The sequence below is a fragment of the Pseudophaeobacter sp. 1A09344 genome (assembly GCF_041008745.1).
Taxonomy (GTDB): Bacteria; Pseudomonadota; Alphaproteobacteria; order Rhodobacterales; family Rhodobacteraceae; genus Phycobacter; species Phycobacter gallaeciensis_A.
The window spans coordinates 439,701-455,514 of sequence record NZ_JAXGFS010000001.1; the positions used below are offsets into that span (position 1 = coordinate 439,701).

Genomic DNA, 15,814 nt, shown 5'->3' on the forward strand with positions numbered 1-15,814 from the left:
GGGCCAGAATGACGCAGCGAAACTGCATTATTTGCGACACTGCCTTTATCCGAACCGACCTATAGGCGGAAAAGATGCCGAATGATAATGAAGATTTCGCAAGGAAATCTTCGCGTTTGCTTGTTTGTTCTTTATTTGTTCCTATCGCTCTGTCATCCTTGGCGCATGAGTATCGAAAGCGACCAACCCCACATGCGCCGCAAAGGGCGCGCCAGTGTCAGCAATGCGACAGGCCGGTTCGATCTTCCGAGAATCGCGGTCGATGACGGCTGGGAGCAAGAGGCGCCGCCGGAGGTGATTCCCACCGAAATCCGGCAGGAAACGGCGAAATCCATCATCAGCTACAACCGCTCGCCGGATCTTCCCTTCGATCGCTCTATCAATCCGTATCGGGGCTGCGAACATGGCTGTATCTATTGTTTTGCGCGGCCCACGCATGCCTATCTGGGCCTGTCACCGGGGCTGGATTTCGAAACCCAGCTGATCGCGCGGCCCAATGCCGCCGAGCTGCTGCGCAAGGAGCTCTGCGCGAAGCGATACAAGGTGGCGCCGATCGCCATCGGCACCAACACCGATCCCTACCAGCCCTGTGAACGGGATCTGGAGATCACCCGCAGCTGCCTGAAGGTGCTGCGGGATTTCCGGCACCCCGTGGCCATCGTCACCAAGGGAGCGCTGGTCGAGCGGGATATCGACATTCTGTCAGAGATGGCCGCGCTGGGGCTGGTACGGGTTGGCATTTCGGTCACGACGCTGGATCCGGACCTATCCCGCCGGATGGAGCCACGGGCGCCATCACCCGCCCGGCGGCTGGCCACGATCCGCCGCCTGTCGGAGGCGGGGATCCCGGTGCGGGTCATGACGTCACCCATCGTGCCGGGATTGACCGATCACGAGATTGAGGCGCTGCTTGCTGCCGGGGCCGAGGCGGGCGCCGATGCTGCCAGCTGGATCATGCTGCGCCTGCCGCGCGAAGTGTCCGAACTATGGCAGGAATGGCTGTCCTTGCACGTGCCGGGCCGCGCGGCCAAGGTTATGGCCCGTCTGCGGGAGATGCACGGCGGGCGGGAATATGATCCGCGCTGGGGTGAGCGGATGCGGGGCACGGGCGAATATGCCGGAATGATCGGGCGCCGGTTTCGCGCCGCCTGCAAGCGTCTGGGCCTGACCGAGAGGTCTGAACCGCAGCGCTGCGATCTCTTTGCGCGCCCGGCGCAGGCCGGGGATCAGCTGGCGCTGTTTTGACCGGGCCGGTCTGGGCACTGGAATGTGGGAATGGGAGTGAGCTATGCGCGCCGAGCTGCGTCAGAAGATCCTTACGGTCTGCGACCGTAAAATTGCTCAGAAGGGGGCCGGTGTCGGCCTGTCCTTTTATGCCTTTTTCGCCAATCGCAATGATGATCCCGCTCTGCTGATGGAGGCGGCTACCTGGTGGATCGAGACGCACCAGCTGGATCATTTCGAAAAGGCAGTGAAGGTTCGAGCCATGGTGGCGGATGGGCTTTAGGCGCTTGCGGGGCACGGAACCCGCTGAACAGGGTTGCAATCGGTGAAACGAAAAACGGCAGCCCGGGATTGGACCGCCGTTTCATAGAATAAAGAGGGGGAAGCTTAGCCGCGGCGGCGACCCCGGCGGGTGCGGCGCTCACCGGCAGCAGCGGCATCTTCACCGGTGCCATCGCTGGCCGAGGAGAAGGGGCCAAGCACTTCGACGATCTGCTCCAGTGTGGGGCGGTCACCGCGCGGGCGGCTGTCCAGCGCGGCGCGCATGTGGCGCAGATGCTCGGGCATGGTGCCACAGCAGCCGCCGATGATCTTGGCGCCGCAATCGCGCGCCATCACCGCGTATTCGCCCATCAGTTCGGGCGTGCCGTCATAATGGATGTGGCCATCGACGTATTTCGGAATGCCGGCGTTGCCCTTGGAGATGATCGGCCGCTCGGTGCCCTGCGCCGAAAAGCCGAGCACCGTGCGCAGGATGTCTGAGGCGCCGGTGCCGCAATTGGCGCCAAAGGCGAGCGGCGGATTGTCGAATTCCTCGACCAGCTGCGCCAGCGCTTCGGAGGTGACGCCCATCATGGTGCGCCCGGCGGTGTCAAAGCTCATAGTGCCGCACCAGGGCATATCCGCGAGTTTGAACGCCTCGGCCGCGGCGCGGAATTCTTCAGGGGCGGAAATGGTTTCCAGCCAGAGCACGTCGACGCCGCCTTCTTTCAGGGCTTCGGCCTGTTCGTGGAACATTTCCACCGCCAGCGCGTGCGACAGTTCCCCGACCGGCTGCATGATTTCACCGGTGGGGCCGACCGAGCCCGCGACTGCGATCTTGCGCCCGGCCTTGTCGGCGACCTCGCGACCCAGTTCCGCAGCGGCGCGGTTCAGCTCGCGCACGCGGCCCTGGGCGTCGTGCAGTTTCAGGCGGGCAGCGGTGCCGCCAAAGCTGTTGGTCAGGAACAGATCACTGCCCGCATCGACCGAACCCTGATAAAGCGCCATGATCTTTTTCGGCTCGTCGGTGTTCCACAGCTCGGGCGCATCGCCCGATTGCAGGCCCATATTGAACAGGTTGGTGCCGGTGGCGCCGTCGGCCAGCAGCACGTCTTTGTCTTGCAGGAGCTGAATAAAGGTGTTGGTCATCGCTGATCGGTCCCGTCAAAGGGTTGGCACTGGGGCGCACTGGCGGGCCAGTGCGGAGTGGCCCCTCCTGTCACGGCGCGGCGCGCAGGGCAATTTCATTTTGCTCAAGTTCATTATGAGCCGGATAGCGGTCGAGGAGATCATTCTCTGTGTCCGAAGTCTGGCCTGCGTCATCGCTACTGGTCTGCAGGACTGGCTGCACGGGATCCGGGCGGTGCACAAGACGCAGAAGCTCAATCAGGGAGACAGCCATCTGCGGCCAGCTGGGCGACGCCAGATAGCGTGGTTCCCAGCGCGGCGTGAAACAGGATTTGAACCGGCGCAGTCCCGGATCGGTATGCTTGGCCCAGCGGTGGTCGGGCACTGCCGCCAGCGACAGGCGCGGCACGTTTTCCAGCGCGGCGGCGGCAATCGCGGTGCGCACCAGCGCGTGGCCTGTGCCATCCGGCGCGTCAGGCACGATGCGGATCAGGTCCAGGCACCACTCTCCGGGCGTGGCGTGCAGGCTGACAAATCCCTCAAGCCGTCCGTCCTTCCAGGCAAGGAACACGCGCTGCTCGGCCAGATATCCCGGTTCGAACCGGCCCATGGTGGTGCCGTGGGCGTGTCCATGCGTGGACTGCCAGGCGGCGTCGATGGCGTCCATCTGGTCGATCGGCAGCGTGGCGGGGGCCTGCATGACCTTGAGGCCCGCCTTTTCCGCATGGCGGAGCTTGCGGCGCAGCTGCCGGTGGGAGGAGCCGCTGTCGCTGAAGGTGGTGGGCCGGACCACGGCCTCTTGCGCGATGCGTAGGATCTTCCATCCGGCATTGCGGGCCAGCGTCCCGGTGCGGGCGCCGCATTTGTAGAAACAGGCAGAGCCATTCCGCTGCCGGGCATAAGCGGCAAGCGGGGCAAAGACCTCGGGCGTGTGGCCCGACAGGGGATCAAAGAAGGCTACCGTGCATTGCGGGCTGTCAAGCACCGCAAGCTGGTTGAAACCCAGGGCCTGCACGTGGCCTCCGTTCTGCCGGATGATTGCCGTTTCGGCGCAGGCGCGGCTTGCGGGCAGATCTGCGGCAGGGGTGCGACGGGCGCCCAACAGGTCAGCATCGGTCGGGGCGCTGGATTTCGCGCGGCCCATACCCGGCAGGAACAGCACGCCGCAAGCCAGCGCGGCAGGCAGCACATAGTATACAAGGCGAAAGGCGACGAGGGCGCCGAGGAGGGCGCCCGTATCCGCAGTTGGCAGCAGGGCGCAGACCGTCAGCTCCAGTGGACCGGCTCCACCGGGGGCGGAGGAGAGGATCGCAGCGCCAAGGGCGATCAGATAGACAGGCACCAACATCGACCAGGCAATCTGGACCGTATCCGGCAGCAGCATCCAAAGGGCAGTTGCCGCCGCCACCACATCGATCAGGGTCCAGCCCATCAGCGCCGCCAGGGCAATCAGCGAGGGCCAGCGCAGTCTGAGCTTGCCGATCCTGAGGGACGGAAACCAGAAACTCATCCCAACCGCACAAATGAAACCGGCCAGTAACAGCCCGCCAATCCAGCCAAACCCCTGTATTGGCGGGAAGAGCACGAGGGCAACCCCGGCGATAGCGGCCAGCGTGGCCATGAAGGTGAACCCGACAAGGGCAGTGATCTTGGCGGCCTGCAGCGCGGTAAGACCCGGCAGCAGGCGCCAGCGGGCATAGGTGCCGGTGATGAGCCCAAAGCCAGCTGTCTGTGAGAACGCGATGGCGGCCATTCCGGCGCGGCGGGCCGCGGCGCCATCAAGGCCGGTTTGCAGATGGCGGTGTGCCACGGAGTCGTAGCGCCCCAAAGCCCAGAAACTAATTGCAGTGGCGATAGAGGACCCCAGCCAGCCCCATGCGGGCAAGGCGGCTAGTGTGTGACCAAGTTCGGCAAGGGAGGGAAGGCCAAGTTTGGCCTCGATGGCCCAGAGACACAGGACCGTCATGGCCACAGGCGCGGCCCACCGGAAACCGGCGCCAAAACCGTCCTTCAGGCTAGTCCAGAGGCGGCCGCAGCCTGCACCGGAAAGAGGGAGAGTGTGGATTGTCATCAGCATCCCTGCGTAATCGCCGCACCAGCGGTCCGCGCAGGAGAATACCAAAGAAGGCGTTCTTCTTCAGTTAATATCGATGATTTCAGTTAATGCCCCTCCCGACCAAGCTGGGCGGGAGATGCATGCCTCAGCTGATTTCGGACAGAATTTGTTCCTTGGCAAGGGCCAGCGTGTCGGTCATCTTCTCGCGGATGTCATCGGCGCTCACCCGGCCAGTCAGATCCTCCGCCAGCTTGCGAATAACGTCCTCGTGCCCCGGTTCCTGAAAATCGGCGGTAACGACCGTTTTGGCATAGGCCTCGGCTGCATCGCCGGACTTTCCCAGCATTTCGGCCGCCCAGAGACCGAGCAGCTTGTTGCAACGGGCCTGCGCTTTGAACTGCATTTCCTCATCATGGGCAAATTTGGCCTCGAAAGCCTGCTCGCGACTGTCAAAAGTACTCATCATTTCCTCCTGTTCCGCACTATGGCATGAAATGACTATGCGCCTGCCCCGGGCGCACTGCAATAGCGCCAAGAGCGGCCTGCGGAACCAAATATCCCTTCACAGCAAGCCTGTGACCGCGCGCCGCGCTTGCGGCGCAATGTCGCTTGCACTAAGAGAGCGGCAAGAAACCGGGACGGATTCCCGCCCCTGACCCCCGAAAGGTTCCTCATGGCACGTCGCAAGAAGATCTACGAAGGCAAAGCCAAGACATTGTATGAAGGTCCCGAGCCCGGAACCATCGTTCAGTACTTCAAGGACGACGCAACCGCGTTCAACGCCGAAAAGCGGGACGTGATCGAGGGTAAGGGGGTTCTGAACAACCTCTTGAGCGAATTCTTCATGCAGGGGCTAGGCCAGATCGGCGTGCCGACGCATTTTCTGAAGCGGCTCAATATGCGCGAACAGCTGGTGCGCAGCTGCGAGATCATCCCGCTTGAGGTGATCGTGCGCAACTACGCGGCCGGCAGCATGTCCAAACGTCTGGGTATCGACGAGGGCACGCAATTGCCACGCCCCATCGTCGAGTATTGCTACAAGGACGACGCGCTGGGTGACCCGCTGGTTACAGAGGAACATATCGCTGCCTTCGGCTGGGCCAGCCAGCAGGACATGGACGATATCCTGAGCCTGGCGTTGCGGGTCAACGATTTCCTGTCCGGCGTGATGCTGGCTGTGGGCATTCGCCTGGTCGACTTCAAGATTGAGATCGGCCGGGTCTACGACGGTGATTTCCAGCGTCTGGTTGTCGCTGATGAGATCAGCCCGGACAGCTGCCGCCTGTGGGACATCGAAACCGGCCAGAAGCTGGACAAGGACGTGTTCCGCCGCGATCTGGGCAGCCTGACCGACGCCTATACCGAAGTGGCACGCCGTCTGGGCGTGATGCCGAACAACCCGCCTGCAGCGGGAAAGCCGACTCTGGTCAACTGACCGACCCGTCCTGCCTATCCGGGGCTGTGGTCCCGTGAAGATGGCAGGCAGGGCATAGATCTGACAACAACAAGCCCGTGGCGGGCTTTGTGACCGAAAGCTGAGGAAAGACGCGATGAAGGCACGGGTGCATGTGATGCTGAAGAACGGAGTTCTGGATCCCCAGGGCGAGGCGGTCCGCCACGCGCTTGGCGCCATGGGCTTTGACAAGGTCGAAGGCGTCCGTCAGGGCAAGGTCATCGATCTGGAGCTGAGCGACGACGCCACCGAGGCGGATGTGCGGGACATGTGCGAGAAGCTGCTCGCCAATACCGTGATCGAATCCTACGAGATCGAGCTGGCCTGACCGATGCGGGCGGCGCGGCTTATCGGCTTTCGCCAGCCGCTGGAGCTGGTAACCTTGCCGGACCCGTCGCCCGCGCCGGGCAAAGTGCTGAGCCGCGCCATCTCTCTTTTAAAGGCCAGCGCGATCTGGCCGCGTTTGACCGCCCGGCGCCTTCGGGTTGGGGCGGTCATTACCGATTTCGCAAGCTAGGAAGGAACCCCTGATGCGTGCTGCCGTTGTCGTTTTCCCCGGATCCAACTGCGACAGGGATCTTGCCGTGGCCTTTGAACAGGCCGGATTTGATGTCTCCATGGTCTGGCACAAGGACAGCAAGCTGCCCGAAGGCATCGACATTGTCGGCGTGCCCGGCGGGTTTTCCTACGGCGATTACCTGCGCTGCGGCGCCATCGCGGCGCAATCGCCGATCTGCCAGGCAGTTGTGGAGCACGCCAACCGGGGCGGTTACGCACTTGGTGTCTGCAACGGGTTCCAGATCCTGACCGAGACCGGCATCCTGCCCGGCGCCCTTCTGCGCAACGCGGGGCTGAAATACATCTGCCGCACGGTGGACCTGAAGGTCGAGACCAGCAACAGTGTCTTTACTGAAGGCTATTCGGCAGGGGACGTCATCGGCATCCCGATCGCCCACCACGATGGCAACTACTATGCAGACGCCGACACTGTCGCGGCGCTGAAGGATCAGGACCGGGTGGCCTTCACCTACGTCGACAATCCCAACGGATCGGTTGCTGATATTGCCGGGATCCTGTCCGAGAACCGTCGGGTTCTGGGCATGATGCCGCACCCCGAACGCGCGGCGGACGAAGGTCATGGCGGCACCGACGGGACGGCAGTCTTCCGCGCATTGACCGGGATCGTCGCAACAGCGTGACTTGAGACAGGCGGGCAGCCGCAATAGGTTAAGCCTATGAGCACCCCGCCTGATCGCACAGAACTCCCCGTGGCCAAATCCGGGTCCGCCGCAAGATCGCGCACGATCTCCTGGCGGGCGCGGCTGGCCTTGGTCCTGTTCATGGCGGTGGCGGCAACGACGGTCTGGGTGACCAACCGAATGCTGACGCACCGGTTCACCGAAAGTACCCGCAACCGGGCCGAACTGCGCCTTGCGCTTTACTCCGGAAACCTGGTCAGTGAGCTGCGCCGCCATGCCATCGTGCCGCAGCTACTGGCGCGTGACCAGGCGCTGATATCAGCGCTGCAAAGTCAGGATTTTTCGCTATCTACCCACCGACTGATTTCTTTTGTTGAGGAAATCGGCGCTGCCTCAATCATGTTGCTGGCCAGCGACGGGCGTACCGTGGCGGCGACCAATCGCAACCGTCTGGGCGAAACCCACCGCAACGCGCCCTATTTCGTCGATGCGGTGCGGGCCAAATCTACCGTGTTCTCCGTCATTGAACGCGAGGTGGGCGGCTATCGTTTTACCTATTCGCGGCGCATTGTTGACACCACCGGGACGCTCGGCGTGATCGTGATCGAGGTCGATCTGCAGAAATTCGAACGGGCTTGGGCGGGGATTTCAGACGCGGTGATGGTCAGCGACAGCACCGGCCGTATCGTTCTGGCGACCGAAGCGCGCTGGCGCGGCAAGGAAGAGCGCGACGCACTGCGCCTGCAAACGCCGGAGGGCGCCATTCAGCGCGCGATCCGGGCAACCGCGGATTGGACTGTCCTGCCAGCCGATGCCTATCTGCAAGGCGAGGCGGTGATGCGGCTGGAAACGCGGGTGCCGTTTCAGGGCTGGCGGCTGACCTCCTTCACCACCTATGCCTCGATCCGCGAGCGGGTGAACGCGGTTCTGGCGCTTGAAATCATGGGATTCGCGATTCTGCTGGCACTGGCCTTCTATGCGCTCAGCCGCAAGACGGCGCTGCGCATGGCGCTGTTCCAGCGCGAGTCGGCGGAGCTTCGCGTATTGAACGCACGGCTACAGCGGGAAATCGCCGAACGGGAACGGGTGCAGGAAACCCTTGCCGTGGCTGAACAAAGCCTGGCGCAAAGCTCGAAACTCGCGGCGCTGGGGGAGATGTCAGCGGCGGTTAGTCACGAGCTCAATCAGCCGCTGGCGGCGATGAAAACCTATCTGGCCGGGGCGCGGCTGCTGCTCAACCGCAACCGCCCCGAAGAGGCACTTGCCTCCTTTGGGCGTATCGATGATCTGATCGAGCGCATGGGGGCCATTACCCGGCAGCTGAAATCTTACGCCCGCAAGGCAGGCGATGCCTTTGCGCCTGTAAACATGGGCGATGCGCTGGCGTCGTCCCTGTCGATGATGGAACCGCAGCTGCGTCAGCGTCAGGTCAAGATCACCCGAATGCTGCCCGATCAGCCGGTTTACGTTATGGGCGACCGATTGCGGCTGGAGCAGGTGATGGTCAACCTCTTGCGCAATGCACTGGATGCCACCAAATCTGTAGAGGACCCCGAGGTGGAGATCCTGCTGGCGGCAGGCGAGACAGCAACCCTGTCGGTGCGCGACAATGGCAACGGGATCAAGGATTTCGACAATCTGTTCGAACCCTTCTACACCACCAAACAGCCCGGCGATGGGGTCGGACTGGGGCTTGCCATCTCCTCGGGGATCGTGAACGACCTCGGGGGGCGGCTGATTGCCCGCAACGGGCAAAACGGCGGCGCCGTGTTTGAAATACAGTTGCCGATCCTTGTGGACGGTATCGAAGCCGCTGAATAAGCGGCGTTAAAGATGGAGAGGCCGCGCATGGCACAGGCTATGAAGATCGCGATCGTTGATGATGAACAGGATATGCGCCAGTCGATCAGCCAGTGGCTGGCCCTGTCGGGCTATGACACTGAAACCTTTGCCAGTGCCGAGGATGCGCTGAAGGTTCTGGGCTCGGATTACCCGGGGATCGTGATCTCCGACATCAAGATGCCTGGCATGGACGGAATGCAGTTCCTGAAGAAACTGATGGGCAGCGATAGCGCCTTGCCCGTCATCATGATCACCGGCCACGGCGATGTGCCGATGGCGGTCGAGGCGATGCGCGTCGGGGCGTTCGATTTCCTTGAAAAACCCTTCAACCCGGACCGGATGTCCGAGCTTGCCAAACGGGCCACCAATTCCCGGCGCCTGACGCTCGACAACCGGGCACTGCGCCGCGAGCTGTCCGATGGCAGCCAGATCATGAAGAAACTGATCGGGATGAGCCCGGTCATGGAGCGCCTGCGCGAGGATATTCTGGATCTAGGTCAAGCCGATGGACACGTGCTGATCGATGGTGAGACCGGCACCGGCAAGACGCTGGTGGCCCATGCGCTGCACGCCGTCGGCAGCCGGGCGGGCAAGAAATTCGTTCTGGTCTCCTGCGCCGCACTGGAGGAAGAGGCCCTATCAAAGCGTCTGTTTGGTCCGATGCAGCCCGAAGACAGCCTGTTGCCCGCCATTGAAGAGGCCCGCGGCGGCACATTGGTGCTGGAGGACGTGGAGGCGCTGAGCGAGGCTCTGCAGGCCAAACTCCTGAGCGTGATCAACGAACAGGGCATGCCGGGCGAAACCCGTATCATCGCCATCTCGAACCTACAGGAGGCGGGCAAGACCTGCGAGGACGCGCTGCGCCCGGATCTGTTCTACCGCCTTGCGGCATTGCGGATCACTGTGCCGCCCCTGCGCCAGCGCGGCGAGGATATCCTGACTCTGTTCACCCGCTTCAGCGAGCAATTCTCTGAAGAATACGGCTGCGAGGCACCGCAGGTCACCGCGCAGGAGGCCGCACAGCTGTTGCAGGCCCCCTGGCCGGGCAACGTGCGCCAGCTGATCAACGTAGCCGAACGGGCGGTTCTGCAATCCCGACGTGGATCGGGGACCATCGCATCGCTGCTGATGTCCGATCATGAGGAAATGCAGCCGGTGATGACCACTGAAGGTAAGCCCCTGAAGGAATACGTCGAAGCCTTTGAACGCATGTTGATCGACAACACCATGCGCCGCCACAAGGGCTCCATCGCCTCGGTGATGGAGGAGCTGTGCCTGCCGCGCCGGACTCTGAATGAGAAGATGGCCAAATACGGATTGCAGCGCTCAGAATACCTGAGCTGACAGCTGCAGGCTTGGACTGCAACCTGGCTGAGGCAGATTTTGGCTTTGATCGACATTGATGCGGCGCCGGGATGCACCGGCGCCGTTTTCCATTCAGGTCGCTTTTTTGCGGAAAAACACCGCAGTTTTTCGGGGATTTGTTAACCAATACCGTCTAAGGAAGAATAGTTTACACTTTCAGCAATGCCCGTGCCGAATGGCCATTGTCATTTCCCGGTTTCAGGCCTTATGCTGAAAATACAGGAAAAGGATGCCTCTTTCGCATCCAGCCTTATGAGATTCGCTGTCTCATGCTTTTGTCCGGAAAGAACCGAGAAAGCTGAGGCAGACCGATTTGCCCCTTGTGAAGGGGCAGCCTAGCACCTCTTCCGGCACGACCGGGAAGGAATAACATGGCAGGGTTCGGGATATCCCACCTGTCGGAGAAGAACCGCGATGACGCGCGCGAGAGCGAAGAGCATACAGGACAAAGGGCCGGACGCATGTTTCGGGACCCTGACCTGCGGCGCGCAGTCTGAAATCGCCCTGACAAGACACCACCCAAAACACGCGCAGCCCCCCGGAAGAGGAGGGGCTTTGTTTGCACTGGGCAGGTGCACCAAGGAAACATGGCCAAGAAGATGCTTATCGATGCCACCCACGCGGAAGAGACCCGCGTCGTGGTGGTTGATGGAAACAAGGTCGAGGAGTTCGACTTTGAATCCGAAAACAAACGCCAGCTTGCCGGCAATATCTATCTCGCAAAAGTAACACGGGTCGAACCTTCGCTTCAGGCGGCCTTTGTCGATTACGGTGGAAACCGCCACGGGTTCCTTGCGTTTTCGGAAATCCATCCGGACTATTACCAGATCCCCGTCGCCGATCGTGAGGCGCTGATGGAAGAAGAGCGCGCCTACGCCGAGGCGATGCGCGCCCGCGACGAGGAAGAAGAGAGCAAACCGTCCCGTGGCTCGCGCTCGCGCAGCCGCAAGTCTTCGCGCACCAAGGCTGCCAAGGCGAACGCCGGTGATGCGGTGGAGACCAAAGAGGTCACGCCGCAGGACAATGCTGATGATGCGTCAACCCAGGCCCCGGAAAAAGACAGCCCGAAAAAGGCTGAAATCGCGGGTATGGAAACCATCGATCTGGACGCCGAAGATGGCGCTGCAGATGACAAGCTTGCCGAGGTCCCCGAGGGCACCTCGCCGATGGAGACCGTTGCGGAAACCCCGGTTGAAGAGCCGGATGGCGACGATCAGAACGGTGCAGAGGCTACCAGCACCGAAGAAGCGGCTGGCGATGACGCGACCGCCGATGCTGAGACAGCCGAGGATGCCGGTGCGGATAACGGTGATGTCGCCGACAAGGCTGAGTCTGCCGAACAAGACGTAGCTGACGATAAGGACGAGGACGACAAAGAAGACACCGCGAAGTCTGACGCGACCTCGAAAGATGAGACCATCGAATCCGTCGCAGACGAGGATGACAGCGAGGACATCCGTCCGCCGCGCAAGCCGCGTCCGCGTCGCTACAAGATTCAGGAAGTCATCAAGGTCCGTCAGGTTCTTCTGGTGCAGGTCGTCAAGGAAGAGCGCGGTAATAAGGGCGCGGCGCTGACCACCTACCTGTCGCTGGCAGGCCGTTACTGCGTACTGATGCCCAACACCGCCCGTGGCGGTGGCATCAGCCGTAAGATCACCAATGCCGCCGACCGCAAGAAACTGAAGGATATCGCAACCGAACTCGACGTGCCGCAGGGCGCGGGCCTCATCGTGCGTACCGCAGGGGCCAAACGGACCAAGGCCGAGATCAAGCGCGACTATGAATACCTGCAGCGCCTCTGGGAACAGATCCGCGAGCTGACGCTGAAATCCATCGCGCCGGCCAAGATCTATGAAGAGGGCGACCTGATCAAACGCTCGATCCGCGATCTATACAACCGCGAGATCGACGAGGTTCTGGTAGAGGGCGAGCGCGGCTACCGCATCGCCAAGGACTTCATGAAGATGATCATGCCGTCCCACGCCAAGAACGTGAAGAACTACAACGAGACGCTGCCGCTCTTTGCGCGCTACCAGGTGGAAAGCTACCTGGCGGGCATGTTCAACCCGACGGTGCAGCTGAAATCAGGCGGCTATATCGTGATCGGCGTGACCGAGGCCCTGGTAGCCATCGACGTGAACTCCGGCCGGGCGACCAAGGAAGCCTCGATCGAGGAAACCGCGCTCAAGACCAACCTGGAGGCCGCCGAAGAGGTGGCGCGACAGCTGCGTCTGCGTGACCTTGCGGGCCTTATCGTCATCGACTTCATCGACATGGACGAGCGCAAGAACAACGCCGCCGTCGAAAAGCGGATGAAGGACAAGCTGAAGACCGACCGTGCCCGCATTCAAGTGGGCCGCATTTCCGGCTTTGGCCTGATGGAGATGTCGCGTCAGCGTTTGCGCCCCGGCATGATCGAGGCGACCACGGCGCCGTGCCCGCATTGCCATGGCACCGGCCTTATCCGCTCGGATGACTCGCTGGCCCTGTCGATCCTGCGTCAGATCGAGGAAGAAGGCACCCGCCGTCGTTCGCGCGAGGTTCTGGTGAAATGCCCGGTGGCCATCGCCAATTATCTGATGAACCAGAAACGCGAACATATTGCGCAGATCGAAGCGCGCTATGGTCTCTCCGTGCGCATCGAGGGCCACCCGCATCTGGTTAGCCCGGATTTCGAGTTGGAGAAGTTCAAAACCGCATCGCGCACTGTTCCAGTGGCCGCGTCGCCCGTGGTCTCGGTTGATACTTCGATCATGGATCAGATCGATGCCGACGAAAGTGAGGCTGCGGAAGCAGAGGAGACAACCTCTGTCGACGAGGGCAACAAGACCCAGCCTGAGGCCGAAGGCGATGGTGAGAACAAACCCAAGCGCAAGCGTCGTCGTCGGCGGCGGCGCAAGTCCGGATCCTCGGATCAGGACAATGGCGAGAACAACGGCGATCAGTCCGAAGGTGATAAAGACCAGTCTGCTGGAGTTGCGGAGGGTGACAAGTCTACGGAAGACGGTTCGGCGCAGGACGCCAAGTCTGATCAGCCCGCTGACGCAGCCGAGGCCAAGGCGGAGGGCGCGGAAGAGGGTGCTGAGCAGGAAGAGAAGAAGCCTGCCAAACGCACCCGTCGCACCCGCACCAGCCAGAGCCGCAGCCGCAAAAAATCTTCCGATAAACCGGCAGAGGCTGCAGAGGCCGAGACCGCAGATGCGGTGACAGAAGAGAAACCCGCAGAGCCCGACCAAGCCGAAAGCCCCGCGTCGCAGCCAGAAGAAGCTGTTGCTGCCGAAGCACCTGCGGAAGCAGCTGCCGAAGCGGAAGCTGCACCCGATGCCGCTGAGGCTGCGCCTGCGGAAGAGCCCGAGGCGGTAGAACCCGCCGAGGCAACTGCTGCTGCTGAGCCGGAGGCCGCGCCTGAGGTGGAACCGGCGGCAGAAGAGGCAGCCGCCGAAACTGCACCTGCCGAGGCGGAGACCGCTGCGCCTGAAGAGGCCGAGAAACCCGCTGAGCCGGAAGCTACGGCCCCTGAGACAGCAGGACCGGAAACCAAGGAGCCCGAGGTGGCTGTGGCAGCGGCTGAACCTGCGCCCGCGCCTGAACCGGAAGCCCCGCCCAAGCCCAAGCGCCGCGGCTGGTGGTCACTGGGAAGCTGAGACTGATATCGGGGCGGGCCACAGGGTCCGCCCCTTTTTCATTACTGAGGGGATCGCCATGGCAAAGACGCGGCCGCACAGCGGCACAGAGCTACTGAACGCGTTGTTGGAGTGTGAGGCGCGGGTCTGGCAGGCGCTGCAGACCGGCGACAGTGCAGCAGACGCCGCCTTGCTAAGTGCGGATTTTCTGGGGGTTTACCCGGACGGCTTTGCGGGCCGGGAGGATCACGTGGCGCAGATCAGCGCTGGTGCGTCGATTGACCGCTACGAGGTCTCGGAGGCAAAGGTCAGGGCGCTGGGGCCGGATCACGGACTGCTGTCTTACCGCGCACTCTACAGCCGCTGCGGTAAGGAGGTGGAAGAGGTGATGTACGTGAGCTCCATCTGGCAGCGCACTGATGCAGGCTGGGTCAATACCTTCAGCCAGGACACTCCGGCGCTTGACCCCGAAAGAGAGACAAACTGACCTGTTCAGGTGCGGGAACCTGGCTTTCGCCCCATGTAAATAGGGATCTCAGCCGCCTTTTCGGATGCGGTAGATCTGGTGACCGGCCCCGTCGCTTTGGCCAAGGAACTCATGCCCAGCCTCGGCGCAGAAATGTGGTACATCGATAATGGCCGCAGGATCATCGGCAAGCATGGTCAGCGTATCGCCCGGGGCCAGCGCCTTCAGCCGTTTGCGGGCCTTCAGAACGGGCAGGGGGCAAAGCAGCCCGATGGCATCAAGAGTGGTGTTTTCGTCAGTCATATCCTGCAGATAGGGTGCCTCTCACAGCCTGTCCACAAGGATGTGACCGCAGGTACCAGTGACCTTTGGTCTGCACTGGATTAAGTGAGAGCTATGTTTGGAATTGAAATCATCGACGCAGGACTGATTCCTGCCATGTTCGTGGCGCTGACGGCTGGTCTTATCAGCTTTCTGTCGCCCTGTGTGTTGCCGATCGTGCCGCCCTATCTGGCCTATATGAGCGGCGTCACCATCGGAGAGATGCAAGGCACGGCAACCGCCCGGCGCAAGGTGATCGTCTCGGCACTGTTCTTTGTGCTGGGGCTGTCGACGGTGTTCCTGCTGCTGGGGTTCACCGCCTCGGCCTTTGGCGCCTTCGTCCTGCAAAATCAGGAGCTGTTCGCCAAGGTCTCCGGCGTTGTCGTGATCGTCTTTGGCCTGCACTTCCTGTCGGTCTTCCGCATTCCGATCCTCGACCGCGAAGCACGGATGGAAGCGGGGCAATCCGGTGGGTCCGCCATCGGGGCCTACGTGCTCGGTCTGGCCTTTGCCTTTGGCTGGACGCCCTGCATCGGCCCGCAGCTGGGCGCGATCCTGTCGCTGGCGGCCTCTGAGGCCTCGGTCAGCCGCGGAACGCTGTTGCTCGGTGTCTATGCGCTGGGACTGGGCGTTCCCTTCCTACTGGCGGCGATCTTCCTTAACCGCTCAATGGCGCTGATGAACCGGATGAAGCGCCACATGGGGCTGATCGAAAAGGTCATGGGCGGCCTTCTGCTCGTGGTTGGGATCATGCTGGTGACCGGTCTGTTCTCCACCTTCTCCTGGTGGCTGCTGGAAACATTCCCCGCGCTTGCAACACTTGGCTAAGAGCCGCCGCCGGGGTCTTACTCTTGCCCAGATCCGCCGCTAATCTCG

The 15,814-nt window shown here is 62.1% G+C and carries 15 protein-coding genes; 10 read left to right on the forward strand and 5 right to left on the reverse strand.

What is annotated here, in order from left to right:
- Positions 1 to 165 precede the first annotated feature (165 nt).
- Together SM765_RS01995 and SM765_RS02000 are read left to right on the forward strand one after the other, a co-directional pair.
- Positions 166 to 1,245, forward strand: coding sequence for a PA0069 family radical SAM protein (locus tag SM765_RS01995; RefSeq protein ID WP_274836901.1), 1,080 nt, complete (start codon positions 166 to 168; stop codon positions 1,243 to 1,245).
- Between the two features lie 43 nt (positions 1,246 to 1,288).
- A complete protein-coding gene (locus SM765_RS02000) occupies positions 1,289 to 1,507 on the forward strand; it encodes a DUF6500 family protein (RefSeq protein ID WP_065273379.1) in 219 nt (72 codons plus the stop codon).
- A gap of 104 nt (positions 1,508 to 1,611) precedes the next feature.
- Here SM765_RS02000 and bmt read toward each other — a convergent pair whose 3' ends face one another.
- From bmt to SM765_RS02015, 3 genes are all read right to left on the reverse strand, one after another.
- Positions 1,612 to 2,634, reverse strand: a complete 1,023-nt coding sequence (bmt, locus tag SM765_RS02005) for a betaine--homocysteine S-methyltransferase (protein ID WP_065273380.1) — start codon at positions 2,632 to 2,634, stop codon at positions 1,612 to 1,614.
- Between the two features lie 70 nt (positions 2,635 to 2,704).
- Positions 2,705 to 4,684, reverse strand: coding sequence for a phosphatidylglycerol lysyltransferase domain-containing protein (locus SM765_RS02010; protein WP_274838988.1), 1,980 nt, complete (start codon positions 4,682 to 4,684; stop codon positions 2,705 to 2,707).
- Between the two features lie 130 nt (positions 4,685 to 4,814).
- On the reverse strand, positions 4,815 to 5,132 hold the full coding sequence (locus SM765_RS02015) for a DUF1476 domain-containing protein (protein WP_274833887.1): 318 nt from the start codon (positions 5,130 to 5,132) through the stop codon (positions 4,815 to 4,817).
- Between the two features lie 210 nt (positions 5,133 to 5,342).
- Between SM765_RS02015 and purC the strand changes: the two genes are divergently transcribed.
- Both purC and purS read left to right on the forward strand, forming a co-directional pair.
- Positions 5,343 to 6,104 (forward strand): phosphoribosylaminoimidazolesuccinocarboxamide synthase, encoded by a 762-nt coding sequence (purC, locus tag SM765_RS02020; RefSeq protein WP_065273381.1) that lies wholly within the window; start codon positions 5,343 to 5,345, stop codon positions 6,102 to 6,104.
- Positions 6,105 to 6,219: 115 nt separating this feature from the next.
- Positions 6,220 to 6,450 carry a phosphoribosylformylglycinamidine synthase subunit PurS gene (gene purS, locus SM765_RS02025; RefSeq protein WP_065273382.1) on the forward strand — a complete coding sequence of 77 codons (231 nt, stop codon included), beginning with the start codon at positions 6,220 to 6,222 and terminating at the stop codon, positions 6,448 to 6,450.
- Here purS and SM765_RS02030 read toward each other — a convergent pair.
- Positions 6,429 to 6,620 carry a hypothetical protein gene (locus tag SM765_RS02030; RefSeq protein WP_274827967.1) on the reverse strand — a complete coding sequence of 64 codons (192 nt, stop codon included), beginning with the start codon at positions 6,618 to 6,620 and terminating at the stop codon, positions 6,429 to 6,431. The two genes, purS and SM765_RS02030, sit on opposite strands and share 22 nt — an antisense overlap.
- A gap of 32 nt (positions 6,621 to 6,652) precedes the next feature.
- On the opposite strand from SM765_RS02030, the gene purQ reads away from it, so the two are divergent.
- The 5 genes from purQ (at position 6,653) to SM765_RS02055 (ending at position 14,638) form a co-directional block, all read left to right on the forward strand.
- Positions 6,653 to 7,321, forward strand: a complete 669-nt coding sequence (purQ, locus tag SM765_RS02035; RefSeq protein ID WP_274827968.1) for a phosphoribosylformylglycinamidine synthase subunit PurQ — start codon at positions 6,653 to 6,655, stop codon at positions 7,319 to 7,321.
- 36 nt (positions 7,322 to 7,357) lie between these two features.
- Positions 7,358 to 9,142: an ATP-binding protein gene (locus tag SM765_RS02040; protein WP_065273385.1), complete on the forward strand. Its 1,785-nt coding sequence runs from the start codon at positions 7,358 to 7,360 to the stop codon at positions 9,140 to 9,142.
- A gap of 27 nt (positions 9,143 to 9,169) precedes the next feature.
- Positions 9,170 to 10,507 (forward strand): sigma-54-dependent transcriptional regulator, encoded by a 1,338-nt coding sequence (locus SM765_RS02045; protein ID WP_274836906.1) that lies wholly within the window; start codon positions 9,170 to 9,172, stop codon positions 10,505 to 10,507.
- 608 nt (positions 10,508 to 11,115) lie between these two features.
- On the forward strand, positions 11,116 to 14,172 hold the full coding sequence (locus SM765_RS02050; protein ID WP_274836907.1) for an Rne/Rng family ribonuclease: 3,057 nt from the start codon (positions 11,116 to 11,118) through the stop codon (positions 14,170 to 14,172).
- 58 nt (positions 14,173 to 14,230) lie between these two features.
- Complete coding sequence (locus tag SM765_RS02055; RefSeq protein ID WP_274833890.1) at positions 14,231 to 14,638, forward strand: nuclear transport factor 2 family protein; 408 nt, start codon at positions 14,231 to 14,233, stop codon at positions 14,636 to 14,638.
- Between the two features lie 48 nt (positions 14,639 to 14,686).
- Here SM765_RS02055 and SM765_RS02060 read toward each other — a convergent pair whose 3' ends face one another.
- Positions 14,687 to 14,920 carry a sulfurtransferase TusA family protein gene (locus SM765_RS02060; protein WP_274832114.1) on the reverse strand — a complete coding sequence of 78 codons (234 nt, stop codon included), beginning with the start codon at positions 14,918 to 14,920 and terminating at the stop codon, positions 14,687 to 14,689.
- A gap of 93 nt (positions 14,921 to 15,013) precedes the next feature.
- On the opposite strand from SM765_RS02060, the gene SM765_RS02065 reads away from it, so the two are divergent.
- Positions 15,014 to 15,766, forward strand: coding sequence for a cytochrome c biogenesis CcdA family protein (locus SM765_RS02065; RefSeq protein WP_065273390.1), 753 nt, complete (start codon positions 15,014 to 15,016; stop codon positions 15,764 to 15,766).
- Positions 15,767 to 15,814 lie beyond the last annotated feature (48 nt).